Source organism: Actinokineospora terrae (assembly GCF_900111175.1).
Taxonomy (GTDB): Bacteria; Actinomycetota; Actinomycetes; order Mycobacteriales; family Pseudonocardiaceae; genus Actinokineospora; species Actinokineospora terrae.
The window spans coordinates 30,427-50,960 of the sequence record NZ_FOGI01000022.1 but is presented as its reverse complement, the minus strand read 5'-3'; the positions used below and the strand labels follow the sequence as shown (position 1 = coordinate 50,960).

At 74.1% G+C, this 20,534-nt stretch carries 10 protein-coding genes and 2 pseudogenes; 5 read left to right on the top strand and 7 right to left on the bottom strand.

What is annotated here, in order from left to right; all coding sequences use genetic code 11:
- Positions 1-692, bottom strand: a 692-nt coding sequence (locus BMY07_RS32575) for a nitroreductase family protein (protein WP_483860469.1), incomplete at its 3' end; no start/stop codon positions are given.
- A 365-nt stretch (positions 693-1,057) separates the two neighbouring features.
- Here BMY07_RS32575 and BMY07_RS32570 point away from each other — a divergent pair.
- Positions 1,058-1,252: a hypothetical protein gene (locus tag BMY07_RS32570; RefSeq protein ID WP_143073757.1), complete on the top strand. Its 195-nt coding sequence runs from the start codon at positions 1,058-1,060 to the stop codon at positions 1,250-1,252.
- 47 nt (positions 1,253-1,299) lie between these two features.
- Here BMY07_RS32570 and BMY07_RS32565 read toward each other — a convergent pair whose 3' ends face one another.
- The gene (locus tag BMY07_RS32565) at positions 1,300-2,778 is read right to left on the bottom strand and encodes a hypothetical protein (RefSeq protein WP_092787049.1); all 1,479 of its coding nucleotides are present in this window, start codon (positions 2,776-2,778) and stop codon (positions 1,300-1,302) included.
- A gap of 72 nt (positions 2,779-2,850) precedes the next feature.
- Here BMY07_RS32565 and BMY07_RS32560 point away from each other — a divergent pair, with 72 nt between their 5' ends.
- Positions 2,851-3,339, top strand: coding sequence for a GNAT family N-acetyltransferase (locus BMY07_RS32560; protein WP_092787047.1), 489 nt, complete (start codon positions 2,851-2,853; stop codon positions 3,337-3,339).
- A gap of 66 nt (positions 3,340-3,405) precedes the next feature.
- Here BMY07_RS32560 and BMY07_RS32555 read toward each other — a convergent pair whose 3' ends face one another.
- The 5 genes and pseudogenes from BMY07_RS32555 to BMY07_RS32535 form a co-directional block, all read right to left on the bottom strand.
- Positions 3,406-6,507 carry a S8 family serine peptidase gene (locus tag BMY07_RS32555; protein ID WP_092787045.1) on the bottom strand — a complete coding sequence of 1,034 codons (3,102 nt, stop codon included), beginning with the start codon at positions 6,505-6,507 and terminating at the stop codon, positions 3,406-3,408.
- A gap of 8 nt (positions 6,508-6,515) precedes the next feature.
- Positions 6,516-10,367, bottom strand: a pseudogene (locus BMY07_RS32550) (type I polyketide synthase); the annotation flags it as partial.
- Between the two features lie 20 nt (positions 10,368-10,387).
- Positions 10,388-11,014: a sulfotransferase family protein gene (locus BMY07_RS32545; protein WP_092787041.1), complete on the bottom strand. Its 627-nt coding sequence runs from the start codon at positions 11,012-11,014 to the stop codon at positions 10,388-10,390.
- Positions 11,011-12,297: an adenylyl-sulfate kinase gene (gene cysC, locus BMY07_RS36115; RefSeq protein WP_143073755.1), complete on the bottom strand. Its 1,287-nt coding sequence runs from the start codon at positions 12,295-12,297 to the stop codon at positions 11,011-11,013. Before cysC ends, BMY07_RS32545 begins: the two co-directional genes overlap by 4 nt.
- Positions 12,294-13,748, bottom strand: a complete 1,455-nt coding sequence (locus tag BMY07_RS32535; protein WP_177215933.1) for an arylsulfotransferase family protein — start codon at positions 13,746-13,748, stop codon at positions 12,294-12,296. Before BMY07_RS32535 ends, cysC begins: the two co-directional genes overlap by 4 nt.
- Positions 13,749-14,011: 263 nt before the next feature.
- Here BMY07_RS32535 and BMY07_RS32530 point away from each other — a divergent pair.
- From BMY07_RS32530 to BMY07_RS32520, 3 genes and pseudogenes are all read left to right on the top strand, one after another.
- Positions 14,012-18,643, top strand: a pseudogene (locus BMY07_RS32530) (SDR family NAD(P)-dependent oxidoreductase); the annotation flags it as partial.
- Positions 18,644-18,750: 107 nt separating this feature from the next.
- Positions 18,751-19,671, top strand: a complete 921-nt coding sequence (locus tag BMY07_RS32525) for an ATP-binding cassette domain-containing protein (protein WP_245782788.1) — start codon at positions 18,751-18,753, stop codon at positions 19,669-19,671.
- Positions 19,668-20,528, top strand: a complete 861-nt coding sequence (locus BMY07_RS32520) for an ABC transporter permease (protein WP_092787031.1) — start codon at positions 19,668-19,670, stop codon at positions 20,526-20,528. The genes BMY07_RS32525 and BMY07_RS32520 overlap by 4 nt, the downstream gene beginning before the upstream one ends.
- Positions 20,529-20,534 lie beyond the last annotated feature (6 nt).

Here is a 20,534-nt window from a genome sequence, read left to right as displayed (position 1 = left end):
GAGTAGTGGTAGAGCCCCGGCGGGACACCATCGACGTTGTAGACCGCCAGGTACGCCTCGACCTCGTGCCTGCCGCCCGCCGAGGCACTGACCCTGGCCTGCTGCGGACCGAACACACCGCCGTCGAGGAACCGCTGGGGACCGAACGCGTAGAACAGCAGGGTCCCGAGCTGGTCGAGGCTCACCGGCTCCGCGCTGAAACGGCGATGCGTACGCCGGGAGGTGAAAACAGTCTCGACCGGCATGCGCAACGGCAACGGCGCCCGAGGCAGCATCACCACCCTCGCGCCGGGGTAGTCCTTGAACACCGGCGGCGGCGCACCGTCAGCGGCGATCGCACTGGCCTCGGCATCGCGCTCAGGCGAATCGACCAGATAGTTCGCATCCCGCGCGTCAGTATGGAACCGGCGCGCCACCGCACCCCAATACCGCCACAACACCGGGGTCTCGACCTCCTCGGTGACCAGGATCCCGAGGTCGACCATCTTGTCCAAGGCCGCGCGCGCTTGGGAGGCGTCGGCGGCGGGCACCTTTGCACACACCGCGTCCAGGTCGGTCCACTCACCCGCACTGTCCAGCAGTCCGAACAGGGCAGGCGGGATCCGCACCCACTGGTGCCGGTCCGGCAACCCCACCTGCAACCCCTCCGGCTGCCACCGGCACACCAACCCCTCCTGGCGACGAACCTTCACCGCACCCCTTGAGTAGTCGCGCCGAGAGTCGGCGATAACAGCCGATGAGCCGTAGAACCGGGAGCCGGTCGCGGGGCGCCACATACACCCCGCGACCGGCTCGCCACTAGCGGGGCTTGTGGTGGAGCAGCATGGCTGCGTCCTCCACGATCTCGATGTCGTACATGGTTACCTCCCCCCGGGGGTTCCGTGTCGCCGTTACGCGAACAGGCTCATCAAAACACCGACCACCAGAGCTGTAAATCGTCCGGACGGCGTACTGAACCCCGTTCCGGGATCCGACCTATTGCGACGTCCGCAACCTGCGAGAACCCGAATCCATGACCTGATCGGCCGATATTCCCGCAGCTCCGAACATGTTCGCAGTGGACGTCGACAATCTCCGCCGAGCGGACGAGAAATCCGCAAATGGCGGGGAACTTCTCGCGCCCGCCAGCCGACGGAACCACCTTCTCGTCACCCGGAAACCCACCTCGACCTGGCGGGGCCACTTCGCGCGCATTGACCTCGACCTCGACCTCCTGATCGTCGATGAAGTCGACGCCAGCGCCGCGCGCTGACCCTCCACAGCGGACACATCAACCCCGGTCCCAGCAGGCCCGTGCGACTACTCCACCAGCGACGCCATGACCTCGGGCGGCAGCGACGGGTTGGCGGCCGCTGCCTGAGCCGTCCACTCGTCGTCGTCGGTGAGGAGTTCGGAGATGGTCTTGGGTGGCAGGGCGGGGTGGGCGGCGGCGAGCGGCCTTGCTCTGTCGTCAGCCAGGCAGGCCAGCAGTGCGGGTGCGGTGGCGTTGGGGTGTTCGGCGATCGCGCGGAGCGCCTTGCGCGACGGGGGCTGGTGCCGGGCCACGTCCTCCAGCAAGGCCGAGGACGCAGTCGGGTTGCGCACCACCGCGCCGAGGACCTGCGTGCCGTGGCGGTCGATCATCGCGCGGAGTTGAGCCTCGGACAGGCCGGGGTGCGGTGCGATGGACTTGGCCACCGTCGCGTCGTGGTCGGTGGCGAGGGCGTCCCGCACCTGGGCAGGCAGATCACGCCGTTGCGCCAGCAGCACCCGCAGCGCCGCGGTCGGGGACGCGGCCATATCCCGGGCCTCGGCGGGTGTCGCGGCGGCTATCCGGGGCACCAGGGTCGGCCCGATCCTGGTGGTCACGGCCAGGTCGGCGAGCACGTCGAGCGGGACACGGGGGTTGTGGGCGACCTGGTGCCGGACGTAGGTGTCGTCCCGGGCGAGTTGGCGGATCAGGGCGTCGCCGATCGCGGGGTTCTCGGCTAGGACCGACCGGACGCCCGGGATGGGGTCGTCGGCGAGTCGCCGGTACGCCTCAAGGGGCAGGTCGGGGCGGGCGGCCAGCCGTTCGCGGAACAGCCACGTGGGATGGTCGAGGAAGCCGATGGCGGCGTCGAGCGGCGTGGCCGGGTTCCCCAGCGCGAGCAGGTGCGTCTCCCAGACCGTGGACTCGTGCGAGCCGTCGCAGGAGGCGCCCGCCCGCAGGTCGCAATCGGTGCGCGGACACTCCCTGTCGTGCACGAACGGAACCGTCTCCCGATCGCACACCAGACACCCCGTCAACGGCGGGAGACCCTCGCCCGTGATCACCGCCGCCAACACCGCGGGAGGCGTCACCTCGTTGCCCGCCAACGCTTTGCGCACCTCGGCATGCGGATGTCCAGCGAGCCGCGTCACCACCTCCACCGAGGTCGTCGCCTCCGCCAGCCCCGCCACGACCGCAGCCTCGACGTCGCCCGCGAGCACCTCCACGACATCCTCGGGAAGTCCCGGGCAGGCCGCCAACCTCACCCTGTGCTCGACCGCGAGCCGCCGTGTCCACTCAGGATCGCCCACCCCCCTCCCCGGCAGGGCGAGCGCCACCGAATCGACACCGTCCACAGTGAGCACCCCAGCCCCGACAAGCGCGGCCTCCGGCTGCCTCTCGACCAACCTCAGCGCCTGCTCCGCAGTCAGGTCCCCGCGCTCCGCCAACGCCACAGCCATCTCGGCGTCCGCGATATCGATCAGCCGGTCGACCAGCGCGGCAGGCAGGGCAGGGTTGACGGCAAGCCCGTAGAGGAGGTGGTCCACGCCAACACCATGCCCCCGCTCCCCCGCGTCTGCCACTCAATAACGTCGCGCCCCCGTGGGAGACTCGGTGCCATGACAATCCTCGAAACCAGCCGCCTACTGCTCAGGCCGTGGCGGGTATCCGAGGCCGCCATCCAACGCGAACTGTGGACCGAACGCGACCCCCGAGTCCCACCACACCGCCGGATCGACGCCGCCGGTCACCCGACGATCGCCGAACTCGAGGACGCCATCCGCACCTCGTCCACCGACTTGCTGGCCATCGAGCGAAAAGCCACCGCCGACGTCATCGGCTACTGCGGCCTGATCGGCAGCGGATCCACAGAGGACCCCGAACTCGCCTTCGAACTCCTGCGCCGGACCTGGAACCAGGGCTACGCCACCGAAGCCGCCCGGGCGGTCCTCGACTGGGCCAGATCCTCCGGCCACCAAGGCCTCCGAGCCACAGTCTGGCCCTGGAACACCCCCTCCCGCCGCGTCCTGGCCAAACTCGGCTTCACCGAGACCGCCCCAACCCCGTCGGACCCCACCCGAACCCTGCTGACCACACTTCGCCTCTGAGCGTCGCGTGACGCCACCCTTCGTCGCATCCGGGGTGAGCAACAGCGCTGGCCGGACCGTGACGGGTCAGCGGAGGGTGTAGGCGTCGATGATGGTCAGGTCAAGCGGGTGGCCCGCGGGGTCGGTCGTCTTGGCGCGCAGGGAGACCGTGCCGGGGGTATCGGGGTGGCAGAGCAGGGCGGTGCCCGCCAGCACCAGCGCTCGGCTCCAGGTCTTGCCGCTGTCGTAGGAGACCTCGACCGTCGTCGACCTGTTCGCGCCGGCGATCGGGACCGGGAAGACGCGGCCGCGGGGGGCTGTGTTGTCGCCTGCCAAGCGGGGGGTGAATCGGATGGTCGGCAAGGGGATCGGCTGGGTCGAGTCCTGGTGGGTCGAGGTGAAGGTCCACGAGGCGGTGACGTGGGTGGAGAGCGTGGCGTCGGGGGTGCGGACCGCGTCGGCGACCAACCGGTAGGTGGACCGCCCGGCGGGGATGGTGAAGGTGGCGGTGGGGTCGGTCGACTCACCCACCTTCACGTCATCGCGGTAGAGGGTGGTGACGCGGCTCGACAGGGGGACGTCGCCCGCGTTGCCGTCCGCGTCGCCGAACAGGGGTAGAGCCGCGCTCAGGGTGTCCTTGGTGCGGCTGACGAACGACTGGCCCTTGGGCAGTGACGGGAAGGCGGGGCCGAAGACGCCGCGGTTGTACGTCTCGGTGTAGTCCCGACCGGGGCGGTAGTGGCGGACCGGGCTCAGCGCGGTGCCGTCCGGTTGTCCTGTCGCAGAACGTTGTACCAAGAGGGACGTCCACAAGGCGCCGTCGGCTTCCGTTGTGTAGTACTCGTCGCGTACCCGCGGCAGGACCGCGGTGTCGTAGCCGGGGCTGGAGTCGAGCACGCCGCCGGTTGTCGGGAACGGCACGGCGGCGCGCGAGCCGAGGCGGTCAGGGCCGGTGGCACGGAGGTCTGCCCGGACGTGCGCGAGGTCGCGGACGCTGGGCCGCTTGGTGAGCCCGTCCGGTAGGCCGCCGTGCCCGAAGTAGGCCAGTCCGTAGAAGGCGCCGTTCTCGGCCAACCACTGGGTGTGGACCTTTGTGGTCAACGCCGTGCCCGGCACGCGGGCGCCGGCCGTGCCGGTCGCGGTCCGCGTGATGTCAGTGCCGGCGATGCCGGTGGAGTAATCGCCGTAGGACAGGGCAACGTCCGCGAAGCGGCTGGTAGCCCGCACTGGCGGGGTGATGCTCAACGGCTTGGTGCGCCGGTAGTCGATAACGAGCTCGGAGTCCCCGCTGACCGTGAACGACGGTTGGAACAGCCAGTTCAGGTTGTCCCCGACCAACAACGAGTCGACCGAGTACTCGCCCTTCGGCAACCGGAGCCGTCCCGTGCTCGGCACCTGGTACTGCCGCGCGCCCGCCGCCCGCGACACGATCCGGGCGTACCCGCCGATCGCGGGGGTGCCGTCGAGGCCGAGTTGGCTGACCGTGATCTCGAAGGTCGGCTCGGACCGGGCGAACACGATCGGCGTGCGCACCCCACCCGCGACGACCATCCCCGCGTACAGACCCTGCGGCCCGGTCGCCGGGGCGGCCACGGAGTAGGTGGCGACGGCGGTGCCGCCCGCCGGGACGGTCATCCGGGCCGGTGACACGGTGACCAGGTTCGCCTGCTTGCCGTCCGGGCCGTAGAGCACCGCCTTGGGTTCGACGGTCGCCTCGGTGGTCCCGGTGTTGCGGTAGGTGACTTCACGGGTGAGGGTGCGGCCGGGGTCGGGGAGCCGCTGGGTGCCCAGGTGCACGGACGCGGGTTCGGTGGACAGGGTCTGGGTCATCGCGGCGGCGACGTCGACCCGGCCGGTGCCCTCCTCGAAGATGGTCTGGCCGGTGCCGGGGTGGGCGCCGGCCATCAGCACGTCCTTGAGCCGCTCCCCCGGCCAGTCCGGGTGCTGCTGGGCCAGCAGCGCGGCGGCCCCGGTCACGTGCGCGGCGGCCATCGAGGTGCCGAAGTCGGCGACGTACGGACCCTCGCCGGGCGAGGTGGACGAGCGGGCGGCGACGATCGCCATGCCCGGGGCGGTGATGTCCGGCTTGACGGCGCCGTCACCGACGCGGGGGCCGTGCCCGGAGAACGGCAGGATCTTGTCGGCGCGGTCCACCGCGCCCACGGTGAGGGCCGCGTCGGCGCTGCCGGGCGAGCCCACGGTGCCGCCGGTCGGGCCGTCGTTGCCCGCGGCGACCACGAACAGGGTGCCGTGCTGGGCGGAGAGGGTGTCGACGGCCTGCTCCAGCGGGTCGCTGCCCGGCAGGTCGGGTCGGGCCAGGCTCAGGTTCACCACCGCGGCGCCCGCCCCGGCCGCCCACTGCATGCCCGCGATGATCCACGAGTCGCGGGCCGACCCGCTGTCGTCGAACACCTTGCCGTCGAGCAGCCGTGCGCCGGGTGCGACGCCGCGGTACCGCTCGCCGTTGCCCGCGATGATCGACGCGATGTGGGTGCCGTGCCCGATCCGGTCCAGGCCGTCCGGGGCGTCGGAGAAGGTCCGCGCCTCGGCCACCCGCGACACCAGGTCGGGGTGGGTGCGGTCGATGCCGGTGTCGAGGACGGCGACGGTCACGCCGGTGCCGGTGTACCCGGCCTTCCAGGCGGCGGGGGCGCCGATCTGGGCGGTGCTCTTGTCGAGTTGGGGTTTGCGGACGCCGTCGAGCCAGATCTTGCGGACACCGGGGTCGGCCAGGGCGCGCATGCCGTCGCCGCGGACCGCGGTCGCGTAGCCGTTGACGGCGGGCAGGCTCGCCGCGCCCGCGGGCTCGACGGCGGCCACGCCGGGTTGGCGGGTGACGATCACCGGTACGGTGGCGCCGTCGTGGGCCGCGGCGAGCAGCGCGTCGACGTCGAAGAGCCGCTCGTCGAGGCGGTCGTCGGCCAGCGGGCGCAGCGCGTCGACCGGGACGACGAAGTGGTGGCCGTCGCGTTCGTAGTAGGAGAACGCGGTGCGCTCGCGGTCCGGTCCCGGGTGGATGGTGCGGTGCCCGAGGGTGTCGACCTCGACCCGGTCGCCGGTGAGCAGGACGACCGTGCGGGAGCCGGGCGGCACGGGGGTGGCGGCCGCGGTGGTCAGGTGCGTGCCGCTGAGCACGACGCCGAGCACGGCGGCGGTGGTGGTGGCGCTGCGCCACGGGGTTGTCCGCATCGTTCCTCCTACGCGAGTTCCGCGCGGAGGCACTCGGCCACGGCGGCGGGGGTGGGGTGGTCGAACACGAGGGTGGGTGGCAGGGCGACGCCGGTGGCGACGCTGAGCCGGTTGCGCAGTTCCACGGCGGTCAGCGAGTCGAACCCGAGGTCGCGCAGCGGGGTGCCGGGGGCGATGTCGCCGCGGTGGCCCAGTACGGCGGCGACGTGCGCGCGCACCAGGTCGAGCAGGTTCTCCGCGCGGACCTCGACCGGCGCGACGTGGGGCAGCAGGTGCCGCAGCGGGACCGGCACGGTGGGCCACACGCGCAGCGCGGCGGTGTCCCACTCGACGGCGACCTGGACCGGCTCGGGGATCCGCGCCGCGGCGACCACCAGCGCCCGCTTGTCCTCTGTAGACAGTCGGGTGATACCGAGGTGGCCGTCCTCATCCGGTCCCCACGCGATCGAGAGGGCGGGCAGGCCGAGGTCGGCGCGGCGGCGGGCGAGGGCGTCGAACGCGGCGGCGGGCACGGCGCCCGGGCCGCCCAGGACCCCGGCGGCGGAGCCGGAGAGCACGAACAGGCCGAGGTCGGCGGTGAGGTCGTGCAGCGCCAGCGCCTCGTCGTAGCGGTCTCCGGCGTAGACGACCCCGGCCAGCGGGTGCGCCTCGGCGACCGCGCCGGGCAGGTCCAGGTCGGCGAAGCGCACCGCGGGGACGTCGGCGAGGTCCGGCAGCGGGGCGCCGAGGACGAGGACGGCCTTCGCGCCGAGGTCGAGCACGGCGTTGGCGAACAGCGCCCGGTCGGCGTCGGTGCCGCCCGCGACCAGGACGGTGCCCGCCGCCAGGTCGGGCGCGGGGCTCGCACCCGTGGCGGGCACCAGCCTCGGCTCGAACACGCCGTCCTGGCCGACCACCAGCTGGTGTCCGGCGCCGACGACGGCGGCCACGGTCGCGACGGGCTCATCAGGTCCGATGTGGACGATGCGGATCCGGTCCGGGTGCGCGAGTTGCGCCGAGCGCACGTAACCCCAGACGGCGGCGCAGGCGGGGTCCGACGGCGAGGCGCCGCGCGTGACGACCACCGGGCAGGCGTTCGCCCAGTCGGGGTCGGTGCGCCACCGCGACAGCAGCGCCGAGACCTCGCGCAGCGCGGCCACCGTGTCGCGCCCGGTCACCGGCAGGGCGAGCGGCCCGGTCGGGGTCTCGCCGGGTGCCAGGTCGTCGAGCAGCCGCAGGTCGGCCGGGACCGGGTCCAGCCTCTTCCACCGCGGACACCACAGCTGACCGCGGGTCGCGCGCTCGGCGGGGATCCAGTACCGCGCGCGGTCGAACGGGTAGCCGGGCACCGGCACCGGGTCGTCGGGCAGGTGGGCGAGCAGGGCGGGCCAGTCGACGCCGACGCCGTGCGCGTGCGCGGTCGCGAGGTTGGTGAGCAGGCGCGTCGGCGAACCGTCGTCGCGCTGGATGCTGGGGATCACCGCCGAGCGCCCGGCGGCGCCGTGCAGGTTCTGGTGCAGGGCCGAGATCAGGATGGGGTGCGGGCTGCAGTCGACGAAGGTGGTGTGCCCGAGGCCGAGCAGCGTGGTGACGGCGCGGTCGAGCCGGACCGGTGCGCGCAGGTTGCGGTACCAGTACGCGGCGTCGAGCAGGTCGATCTCGTTCCCGGTGACCGTGGAGACCATGGGTGTGCGGGGCGGCAGCGGGGTGATGTCGCGCAGGGCGTCGAGCAGGTCGTTCTCGACGGCGGCGACGTGCGGGCTGTGCGAGGCGTACCCGATGGGGGTTCGGCCCGCGCGGACGCCTTGGGCGTCGCAGTGCGCCAGCAGGCCCTCGACCACTTCGGGCGTGCCCGAGACGACCACCGACTCCGGCGCGTTGACCGCGGCCAGCCACACCCCCGCGCACCCGTCCGGCGCGCAGTCCGACCCGGTGCCGTGCACCGCCGCGTGCACCCATCCCCACGACGCGTGCACCCACGCCATGGCGCCGCCGGTCAGCCCGGCGACGAGGCGGGAGCGGGTCACCACGACCCGCGTCGCGTCCGCCAGGGACAGTGCCCCGGCGACGACCGCGGCCGCCACCTCGCCCTGGGACTGCCCGGCGACCGCGTCCACCCGCACCCCGCACGCCTGCCACAGCGCGGCCAGCGAGACCATCACCGCGAACAGGGCGGGTTGGAGCACGTCGACGCGGTGCAGCGCGACCGGGTCGGACAACGCCGCGCGCACGTCCCAGCCCACGAGCCCGGACAGTTCCCCGGCGCACTCGGCCATCCGGTCGGCGAACACCCGGGACGCGCCGAGCAACCGCTCCCCCATGCCGACCCACTCCGAGCCCTGGCCGCCGAACACGAGCACCACGCCCGTGCCGCCGCGACCGACATCTCCGGGACCGCGGACCACCGCCGGGCCGTCGAGGGTGTCCAGTCCGTCCAGTGCGGACTCCGGGGAGTCCGCGAGCACCACCGCGCGGTGTCCCAGGACCGCCTGACGCGACAACGACACCGCGCATCCGCCGATGCCGTCGGACAGGTGCTCGCGGAGCAGGTTAGCCCGCGCGCGCAGGCGATGGGCCGACGCGGCGGACAGCAGCAGCGGCACCGTCGAGCCCACCAGACCCAGCCCGGGGTCGACCGGGGTGGGGCGCGGCACGGGTGGGGGTGCCTGTTGCAGCACCACGTGCGCGTTGGTGCCGCTGATCCCGAACGCCGACACCGCGATGCGCCGCGGTCCACCTGTCCGCGGCCACGGCACCGGCTCCCGCAGCACCGCCACCGGTCCCCACCGCACGCCCTGGCACAACTCGTCGACGTGCAGCGTGCGCGCGAGCACGCCCCGCCGCAGGCAGCCGATGGCCTTGATCACGCCTGCCACGCCGGCGGCGGCCTGGGTGTGGCCGATGCCCGACTTGACCGACCCGACCCACAGCGGCCGGTCCCTGCCGGGGCCGTACGCTGCGGCCAGCGCCCGCACCTCCACCGGGTCACCCAGCGGCGTCCCGGTCCCGTGCGCCTCCACGGCGTCCACATCGGACGGTGCGAGGCCCGCGTCGGCGAGCGCGGCGGCGATCACCGCGGCCTGCGCGCCCGCGTCCGGGGCGGTGAGCCAGCCCGACGCCCCGTCCGAGTTCACCGCGCTGCCGCGCACCAGCGCCAGCACGCGGTGCCCGAGCCGCCTCGCCCGCGAGAGCCGCTCCAGCAGCAGCGCGCCCGCGCCCTCCGAGGGGCCGAACCCGTCGGCGCCCGCGCCGAACGCCCGGCACCGGCCATCCGCCGACAGCGCGCCGAGACGGGCGAACTCGGTGAACGTGGTCGGCGTGGACATCACCGTCACCCCGCAGGCCAGGGCGAGCTCCGACTCCCCCCGCAGCACCGACTGCGCGGCCAGGTGCAGCGCCACCAGCGACGACGAACAGGCCGTGTCCACGGTCAGTGCCGGTCCGGAGAGCCCGAAGGTGTGCGCGACCCGACCCGACACGACGCTGGTGGCGCTGCCGAGGCCGAGGTGGCCCGCGAGCTCCGGCGGCACGGTGCGCAGCCGGGTGGCGTGGTCGTGGTGCGCCACGCCGACGAACACCCCGACCGACCCGCCCGGCGCGATCCCGGCGTCCTCGAACGCCGACCAGCACACCTCCAGCAGCACCCGCTGCTGCGGGTCCATGCCCAGCGCCGCGCGCGGGCTCACCCCGAACACCGCGGCGTCGAACTCCAGCGCGTGGCGCAGGAACCCGCCGCCGGTGACCCCGGCCAGGTCCCAGCCCCGGTCGGTCGGCGGGCCGGTGACGAGGTCGCGCCCGGCGGCCACGACGTCCCACAGGTCGTCGGCCGAGGCCACGCCACCGGCGAACCGGCACCCGGTTCCCACCACCGCGATCGGATCGTGCACGGTCTCCCCCACGGTCAGGCCGACAGCATCCGCTCGACAACCGACTGGAACGAGGCGGTGTCGTTGAGGTGCGGGAACGGGTCGTCCGGCACGGGCACGTCGAGGAACTCGCACAGCGGTTCCCAGCCCTGGCCGACCTGGTAGACCAGCAGCCGGTCGGCCGGGACGGCGGCGCGCACGACCGCGTTGTGCGCCTCGAACGCGGCGAGCACGTGGTCGCGGTCATCGATGCGGCCGTCGAAGGAGTGCTGGGCGATGGCGGCGACCAGGCGGCCGTACCACTCGAAGCCGGGTCGGGTGGACGCCGCGGCCATCCGCCACACCGGCAGCAGGGTGCGCGCCATGCTGGTGTACCAGCTCTGCGGGTCGCGCACGGTCAGCACAACCTTGGCCGCCGGGTACCTCTCCACCAGCTCCGGCCAGAACGAGCAGGCGGGCCAGTCCATCGTGGAGTCGAAGCCCGCGAACAACCGGTCCCAGTCGACCGGGTCGCCCGCGAACGCGGCCAGCCAGCGCTCGCCGTGCTCGGGCTGGGCGGTGACCTCGAACATGTGGTAGCAGGGGCCGAAGCCCAGCTGCTGCACCGCGGCCTTGACCGAGGCGGTCCCGGTGCGACCGAGTCCGGCGCCGATGAGCCTCATGCCCGTCCTTCCCTGGTTCCGGTGTGGGTGACCGAGACCGCGCGGACGGCGGCGAGCACCCGGTCTGCGTCGTCGGGCCTGCACACCAGCAGGTCCGGCAGCCAGGCGTCGGGGCGGCCGTAGACCAGCGGGGTGCCGTCGAGCCTGCTGGCGTGCAGGCCCGCGGCGAGCGCGACCGCGACCGGGGCGGCGGAGTCCCACTCGTGCTGCCCGCCGCCGTGCACGTACAGGTCGGTCTCGCCGAGCAGCACCGAGACGATCTTGACCCCGGCCGAGCCCATCGGCACCAGGTCGGCGTCGAGTTCCCCGGCGAGTGCCCCGGCCAGCGCGGGCGGCCGGGTTCGGCTGACCGCGATCCGGAACCGGCCGGGTTCGCGCGGGCGCGCGACCGCGTCGCGGGTGGTCAGCAGCAGGTCGCGTCCGGGTACCGCCACCGCGCCCGCGGCGAGCCTGCCCTCGCGCCACAGCGCCACGTGCACGGCCCAGTCGACGCGGTCGGGCTCGCCGAACTCGCGGGTGCCGTCGAGCGGGTCGACGATCCACAGCCGCGCGCCGGTCCCGTCGCCGGGGGCCTCCTCGGAGCGCAGCGCGTCACCGGGGCGGTGTTCGGCGACGCGGTCGGCCAGGAAGCGGTGCGCCAGCACGTCCCCGGCCGCGCGCAGCTCGTCGGGCGCGGCGAACCCGTGTTCGGCGCGCAGGTCGAGCAGTCGCCTGCCCGCGGCGGCGGCGAGGTCACCGGCGAGGATGTGGTCGCTGTCGGTGTCGGCGGGCGCGCGCAGCAGCGCGAGGAGCCTGGCCACGGCGGCGTCGGGGGTGCACCGGTCGGTGTCGATGACGAGGTCGGGGTGCAGCGGCGCCTCGTAAGGGTCGCTGATGCCGGTGAACCCGCTGATCTCGCCCGCGAGCGCCCGCCGGTAGAGCCCCTTGGGGTCGCGGTCGATCAGGTCCTCCAGCGGGGCGCGGACGTGGACTTCCAGGAACGGCGCGAGCCGGGCGCGCATCGCGTCGCGCGCCTCCCGGTACGGGGAGATCAGGGCGACGACGACGGTGACGCCGTGGCGGGCGAGCAGTCCGGCGAGGTAGCCGACGCGGCGCACCTGGGTGTCGCGGTCGCGTTTGGCGAAGCCGAGTTCGGTCGAGAGCGCGGCGCGGACCTCGTCGCCGTCGAGCACCTCGGTGGGGACGCCCTGGCGGTCGAGTTCGGCGGCGAGCAGCCGGGCGATGGTCGACTTCCCGACCCCGGACAGGCCGGTGAGCCAGATGACGGTTCCGGGGGCGTTCACCCGGCACGCACCTGGGTGACGGGCGAGGTGCCCAGCACGGCGCCGGTGGCCGACAACGCCCGCACGGCCGCGTACCCCGCGTCGCCGGGAGCGGTCAGCACGGTCTCGAACCCGCTGCGGGCCGCGTCGGCGGCCACCGCGAGGTGGGTGCGGTCGGGGCCGGTGAGCAGTTGCCAGCGGCTGACCTCGGTGGCACCGTTCCAACTCGCGTAGGCGGTGACGCCGCCGCTCGTGCGGCGGGCGAGGAGGGCGGGGGGTTCGGTGGGGGTGGCGTGCCAGTCGACCCGGTTGGCGACGTAGGTGTCGACGGTGGGGCTGGTGAAGCGCGCGTCGTAGATCATCGTGCCGTCGGCGTCGAACTCGCTGAAGCGGCCGCGGTCGCCCCAGCTGACGAAGGCGTGGCCGTCGGGCAGGGTCTGGTTGCTGCCCTGGGCGCCGGTGCCGAGTCCGTCGGGGGTGCTCAGCGAGCGGGTCATGGTCGCGGTGCGGGTGGCGGCGTCGGGGTGCAGCACGATCGCGCGGGACGCGGGGCGGGTGGGTGGGGTCGGCGGGAAGGTGGCGCCCTGTTCGTTGTCGAACATGCTGATGTCGCCGTTGGGGAGCACGCGGACGTTGTGCTGCCAGGCGAACACCGCTGCCGGGGGCAGGGTGTAGTCGGAGCGCTTGCCGCCCAGCCGCGACAGGACCCGGCCGGTGCCGCGGTCGAGGGTGTAGACGGTGTGGGTGTTGCGGCCGCTGACCACGATGTTGCCCGCCTGGTCGAGGTCGACGGCGTTCACGTGCAGGTAGTCCCAGGCGACGATGTCGTTGGAGCGCAGGTAGGACTCAGACACCGGGATGTGCTCAAGGCTCGACCAGGTCATCAGCACCCGGCCGGTGCCGATGTCGATCTCCCGCAGGACGTTCTCCACCACCGGGCGCAACGTGACCTGGCCGGGGACCGCGGTGGTGGTGCGGTAGGAGACGACGATGATGGTGTTCTGCGGGGTGATCCGGATGGCGTGCAGGTCGACGCCGCGGTCGAGGCCGACCTGGGCGATGGTGCGGTAGCCCTGATCGGCGATGGTCACGGTGCCCTGGCCCCACCCCAGCGGCACGAACGCGCCCTCCCACCAGACCAGCACCGGGCGGTCCCGGTAGGTCTGGACCTGGGCGTTCATCACCAGCCGCAGCTTGTCGCCGCGCGGGGCGAACCACACCGGGCTGCCGGTGTCGTCGACCAGCAGCGGGCCGATCTGCTCGTCGGCGGTGTCCTTGGGGGTCAGCAGGATCCGGCCGGGCGAGGTGGGCGCCGCGGCGAGGTCGACGGTGATCGCGGGCGGTACCAGGTCCGGGCGCGACAGGTAGCGCACCGGGGCTGCCGGGGCGGCGGTCGCCGCCGGTACCGGGATACCGGATAAAACGAAGGCAATAGCCAGGAAAACAATGCGGGAAGGACGCTTCGACTGCACACGCGTCACATTACTGACAAATTCAGGCAACATGGTCATTCCGACATCCATACGGCCGGGGGTGGCTGCCGACGGCGCCACCGGTGGGGACGGAATCCCAGTCAGGGTCGCACATGCCGAGACCGGGGCCAAGGTTGGGACATTCCCGGAGTTCATTACCAACCGACGTTATAGCGATTTCTTATAACGTCATCCGGGGCGCGGTGTGGCCATTTGCGCGACGTGCGGCTTATGGTCGGGCGGTGGACAACGGAACGCGGTTCGACCCGGTCGCGGTGATCGGCATCGGGTGCCGCTACCCCGGCGGCATCGGCTCGGCGACCGACCTGTGGACCGCGGTGGTCACCGGCGCCGACGGCATCGGGCCCTTCCCCGCCGATCGCGGGTGGGACCTCGCGGGGTTGCACGACCCACGACCGCGCCGCCCCGGGAAGACCTACACGCGCGAGGCCGGTTTCCTGCACGACCTGCCGCTGTTCGACGCGGACCTGTTCGGCATCAACCCCCGCGAGGCACTGGCGATGGAGCCGCAGCAGCGGCTGTTGCTGGAGGTGACCCGGTCGGCGCTGGCGCACGCCGGTGTCGACGCGATGTCGTTGTCCGGCAGCGAGACCGGGGTGTTCGCGGGAGTCGCCTACCAGGACTACGGGATGCCGCTGCACCTGAGCCCGCCCGCGGTGAGCGGCAGGCGCATCACCGGCGGCGTCGCCAGCGTGCTGTCCGGGCGCGTCGCGCACGTGCTCGACCTCGCCGGTCCGGCCATCACCGTCGACACCGCCTGCTCGTCGTCGCTGGTGGCCCTGCACCTGGCCTGCCAGTCACTGCGGACCGGGGAGTCGGAGCTGGCGCTGGCGTGCGGGGTGAGCGCCATGTGCACGCCCGGCGCGATCGTCGACTTCGCCCAGTTGCGCGGCCTGGCCCCGGACGGCCGCTGCAAGGCGTTCGACAGCCGCGCGGACGGCACGGTGTGGGCGGAGGGCGCCGGGGTGCTGGTGCTGCGGCGGTTGACCGACGCCCGCGCGCGCGGCGAACGGGTGCTCGCGGTCGTGCGGGGCAGCGCGGTGAACTCCGACGGCGCCACCGAGGGCCTGCGCACGCCCAGTGGTCCCGCGCAGGAACGGGTGATCGGCCGTGCCCTCGCCGCCGCCGGGCTCACCCCGGACGAGGTCGACCTGGTGGAGGCGCACGGCACCGGGACCCCGGTCGGCGACCGGGTCGAGGGCCGGGCCGTGGTGTCGGCCTACGGGCGGGACCGGACCGCGCCGTTGTGGCTGGGGTCGGTCAAGTCGAACATCGGCCACTCCGGCGCCGCGGCGGGCGCGGCCGGGGTGATCAAGGTGGTCGCCGCGATGGCGCACGGCGTCCTGCCGCGCACGCTGCACGTCGGCGCGGTGTGCGACGGGGTCGACTGGTCGGCGGGCCGCGTGGAGGTGTTGCGGGAGAACGTGCCGTGGCCGGATCGCGGCCGCCCGCGCCGGGCCGGGGTGTCGGCGTTCGGCATCAGCGGTACCAACGCGCACGTGGTGCTGGAGCAGGGCGACGCGTCCTGGCCCGCGGAGCCCCTGATCCCGGCAGGCCGCCGGACCCGGTACTGGCTGCCCGACCACGCGCCGCTGAGCACCGGGACCCGTCCCCTGGTGACCGGCGACGGCGCGGAGTTCACCGCCGCCCTCGACGCCCACCCGTGGCTGGCGGAGCACCGGGTCGCGGGGATCGCGATCCTGCCCGCGGCGGCGCTGGTGGAGTGCGCGCTGCGCGTTGGCAGGCACACCGGTCACCCGGTCGTCGCGGAACTGGTGCTGCACAGGCCCATCGCGGTGGGCGACCAGGTCCGGCTGACCGCCGGGCAGCCGGTCGGCGGCGCGCGCGAACTGCGGGTCGAGTCCCAGGACGACAGTTCACAGTGGAGTCTCCGGGCCACTGGCGTGCTCCGCGCCGACGAGGAGGAGCCGGGCGAGTCGCCGTGGGCCACCGCGTGGCCACCGCGCGGCAGGTCGATCGACCTCGGCGAGCTCTACCGGGCACTGGAGGACCGCGGTTACCACCACGGACCGGCTTTCCGCGCTCTTCGGCGCGCGTGGCGCGGAGCCGATGGGTGCCTCTACGCCGAGACCTCCGCGGACGAGACCCCCGTCCACAGGACGGACGAGGCCTTCTGCGTGCACCCGGCCCTGCTCGACGCGGCGCTGCACGTACTGGGTGACGGCGATCTGAACGGGGGCCTGCCGCACACCTTCGCCGACGTCCGGTGTCCACTCCCCGGCGCGCGGGCACTCCGGGTCCGGATCACGCCGCGCCCGGACGCCGCGGTCGCCGTCGAGGCGGCTGACAGCGGGGGGCGAACCGTGCTGGTCATCGGGTCACTCGGCCTTCGCCCGGTGGACAACGGGGTCGCGGGCCTGTTCCGTCCCGGATGGACACCCGCGGTGCCGCTGACCACACCGGACCGGGTCGCGGCACTGGGTGGCCCCGCCTGGGTCGGTGGCCCGACGCACCAGGACCTGGCCGCCCTGGGGCGCGCCGTCGACGCGGGCGACCCGGTGCCGGACCTCGTGCTCGTCGGCTGCCACGGGTCCACCGCGACAACGGCCGTGCTCCGGGCACTGGAGTCGATCCGCTCGTGGCTGGCGGACCCGCGGTGGCGGTCCAGCACCCTCGTCGTGGTCACCGGGCGGGACGACCTGGCCGGTGCCGCGGTGGCCGGGTTGGTCCGCTCCGCGCGGGCCGAGCACCCCGGCCGGTTCGCCCTCGTGCAGCGCGACGGCCCGCTCGAGGTCGCCGTGGTGGCGGCCGCCGCTGTCGGTGAGTCGAGGTCGAGTGGGGACACGGTCCTGGTACCGACGATGCGACCGCACACGGCAGGCGGGTTCACCCTGCCGGACGGACCGTGGCGACTGGCGCCCGGCGTGATCGGGTCGGTCGACGACGTCGCGCCCCGGCGGGCCGAGCGGCCCGCGCCGGGTCCCGGCCAGGTGGAGGTCCTGGTCCGCGCGGCCGGGATCAACTTCCGCGACGTGCTGCTCGCCCTGGGCGACTACCCGGGACCGGGGCTGCTCGGCGCCGAGGCGGCAGGCGTGGTCAGCCGGATCGGGCAGGGCGTGTCCGGGTACGCGCCGGGCGACCGGGTCTTCGGCCTGGTCCCCGGCGCGTTCGGCGGGCACGCGGTGACCGACCGGCGACTCCTGGCGCCGATGCCCCGCGGCTGGTCGTTCGCCACCGCCGCGTCGGTCCCGGTCGCGTACCTGACCGCCCGGCACGGCCTGTTCGACCTCGGTGGGTTGCGCGCCGGGGAGACCGTCGTCGTGCACGCGGCGGCGGGCGGTGTGGGTTCGGCCGCGGTGCGGTTGGCGCTGCGCGCGGGCGCCCGGGTGCTGGCCACGGCGGCACCGGACAAGCACGGGTTCGTGCGGTCCCTCGGCGTCGACGCGGTCGCCTCGTCGCGCGACACCGGGTTCGCCGACAGCTTCCGCGGCGCCGACCTGGTGTTCAACTCGCTGACCGGTCCCCTGCTCGACGCCTCGCTCGACCTGCTCGCGCCCGGCGGCAGGCTCGTCGACCTCGGCAAACTGGACGTGCGCGACCCCGAGCGGGTGGCGGCCGAGCGCGGCGTCACCTACCGGGCGTTCGACCTGCTCGACTCGGCCGGGCCCGACCGGATCGCCGAGATGCTCGCCGACGCCGCACTGCTCGACCCGCTGCCGCCGCGGGTGTGGGACATCCGCGAGATCGCCGAACCGCTGCGCCGCATGCGGGCGGGCGCGCACACGGGCAGGCTCGTCGTGTCGCTGCCCGGGTCCAGACCGGGCACGTGGCTGATCACCGGCGGGCTGGGGGCGCTGGGCCGGGTCCTGGCGCGGCACCTCGTCCGCGCACACGGGGTGCGGCACCTGGTGCTGCTCGCCCGGCACGCCCGTGCCGACGACCCGCTGGTCGGCGAACTCCGCGCGGACGGCGCCGAATCGGTGCTGGTGCGCGCTTGCGACGTCGCCGACCGGGCCGCGCTGGCCACCGTGCTCGACGACATCGACACCGCGCACCCGCTCGTCGGTGTGGTGCACGCGGCCGGGGTGCGCGCCGACGGCCTGGTCGACTCCCTCACCGACGAGCAGGTCGAGCGGGTGCTGCGGCCCAAGGTGACCGGGGCGTGGAACCTGCACGAGCTGACCGGCGACCTGGACCGGTTCGTGCTGTTCTCCTCCGCGGCCGGGGTGCTGGGCGCGGCGGGTCAGGGCAACTACGCCGCGGCGAACGCGTACCTCGACGCCCTCGCCCGACACCGCGCGGCGTTGGGCCTGCCCGCGACGGCCCTCGCGTGGGGCGTGTGGGAGCGGCGCGGCGCGATGACCGCCGACCTCGACGCCGCCGACCTGGCCAGGATCGCCCGCTCCGGCGTCCTGCCGCTGTCCACTGTGGACGCGCTGGCGTTGTTCGACCTGGCGCTGGGCGATCCGGAGCCGGTGCTGGTCCCGATGCGGCGCGGCGCTGTCCCCGTCGCCGCCGTCGAGTCGCCGTCGGCGCCGCACGGGGCGCTCGCCCTGGTGTGCCGGGAGGTCGCCACGGTGCTCGGGCACCGCGACGCGGGCGCGGTCGACCCGACCCGCCCGTTCCGGGAACTCGGTTTCGACTCGCTGGCCGCGGTGGAACTGCGCAACCGGCTGGGCGCGGCCACCGGTCGGGCGCTGCCGCCCACCCTCGTGTTCGACCACCCCAGCCCGGCCGCCCTCGCCTGCCACCTCGACGTCCCGGCCGGTGTCGAGGTGGTGGGTACCGGGTCGGCCACTGTGCGGGTGACCACGCCGGGGGTGGACCCGGTCGGGACGGACGCGGCGAGGGCGGGCACGGGCTCGGTGGTGGAGGCCGACATCACCAGCGGATGGGACTACCCCTTCCCGTGACCCCGGCCCACCGCGAAGGAGGACCCGTGCCGACACCACGCCCGACCGCACCGGACCGCTCGCCGTCCGGCCCAGGCGCGCCGCCGGGGTCGGCGCGCGTCGAGGTCGTGGACCTCGGGAAGAGCTACGGGCCGGTGACCGCGCTGGCCGGGGTGAACCTGCGGGTGGCCGCGGGGACGGTGGTGGCGGTGCTCGGGCACAACGGGGCGGGGAAGACGACGCTGGTCGACATCCTCGCCACCCGCACCAGGCCGACCACCGGGACCGCGGCGGTGTGCGGGTTCGACGTGCGCGCCGACGGCCACGAGGTGCGCAGGCGGATCGCGCTCACCGGCCAGTCCGCGTCCGTCGACGAGACGCTCTCCGCGCGCGGCAACCTCGTGCTGGTCGCCCGGCTGCTCGGCGCCCCGGCGCGCGCGGCCAGGGCCAGGGCCGAGGAACTGCTCGCCGCCTTCGGCCTCACCGACGCCGCGGACCGCCCCGCGATGACCTACTCCGGCGGCATGCGGCGCAGGCTCGACCTGGCCGCCTGCCTGGTCGGGGCACCCCAGGTGCTCTTCCTCGACGAACCGACCACCGGCCTGGACCCGGTCAGCCGCACCGGCCTGTGGGACACCATCCGGTACCTGGCGAGCACCGGGACCACCGTCGTGCTGACCACCCAGTACCTGGCGGAGGCCGACCACCTCGCCGACCGGGTGGTCGTCCTGGCGGGCGGCACCGTCGTGGCCGACGGCACCCCGCGCGACCTCAAGGCCCAGGTCGGCGCCCGCACCGCCGCCATCACCTTCCCGGACACCTGGTCCGCCCACTGGGCCGTCGGGCAGTTCCACCGGATCGGCCTGCCCCCCACCCTGACCGCGGACGCGCGCACCGTGACCGCGCCGCTGCCGAACGCGGCGCTGGTGGTCGACCTGGTGCGCGCCATCGACGGCCACGGCCTGTCCATAGTGGACCTCACAGTCACCGAACCCACCCTCGACGAGGTCTACCTCGCCCTGCACGACACCGGCTGGACCCCCCGATGACCCTCCCCCCGGACCACCCGCCGGTGGCGGGAGGTGGTGTGCCGGGTCACCGCGCCTCCGATGGGGAGCGGGCCCGGTGGTCGGGGAGTCCGCTGCGCACCCAGGTCTGGGTGTTGACCACCCGGTCGTTGCGGGCCGCGTTCGGCGACTACCGGCTCGTCTGCCTCGGACTGCTGCAGCCGGTGGTGCTGCTGGTGCTGTTCAGCCAGGTGTTCGCGGGCGTCGGCGCGCTGCCCGGGATGGTCGGCTACGACGGGTACGTCAACTACCTGATGCCCGCCACGCTGGTGAACATCGCCATGATCACGGCGATGGGCGCGGGCGCCGGGTTGCTCGCCGAGACCTACACCGGGGTGGTGGGGCGGCTGCGGACCCTGCCGATCAGCCCGGTGTCGGTGCTGGTGGCGCGGACCCTGGCCGACACCGCGCGGTTGGCGGTGCAACTGGTCGCGATCGTGGTGGCCGCGGTGCTGGTGCTGGGGTTCGACCCGGACGGCGGCGTGGTCGGGTTGACCGCGGCCGTCGCGCTGACCCTGGTGGTGGGCTGGGGGTTGAGCTGGGTGTTCGTCGCCATCGCCACGTGGGGCCGCGACATCGAGCTCATGCAGGCGGTGTCGTTCATCGCCGTGTACCCGCTGATGTTCACCAGCAGCGCCTACATGCCGCTCGAGCACATGCCGCTGTGGGTGCGGGCGGTGGCCGCCGCCAACCCGCTCACCTACGCCATCGACGCCACCCGCGCGCTCGCGCTGGGCAGGTCACCCGGGTGGGCGCTGCCGTGCGCGGTCCTGCTCGCCGGGGTCGCCGCGCTCGCCGGGAGCGCCGTCGCCGCCCGCAACTTCCGCCGGTCGGCCTGAACGGGG

Coding starts and splice junctions, on each gene's coding strand:
- BMY07_RS32560 (WP_092787047.1), top strand. CDS start 2,851: ATGACAATCCTCGAAACCAGCCGCCTACTGCTCAGGCCGTGGCGGGTA.
- BMY07_RS32555 (WP_092787045.1), bottom strand. CDS start 6,507: ATGCGGACAACCCCGTGGCGCAGCGCCACCACCACCGCCGCCGTGCTC.
- BMY07_RS32545 (WP_092787041.1), bottom strand. CDS start 11,014: ATGAGGCTCATCGGCGCCGGACTCGGTCGCACCGGGACCGCCTCGGTC.
- BMY07_RS32520 (WP_092787031.1), top strand. CDS start 19,668: ATGACCCTCCCCCCGGACCACCCGCCGGTGGCGGGAGGTGGTGTGCCG.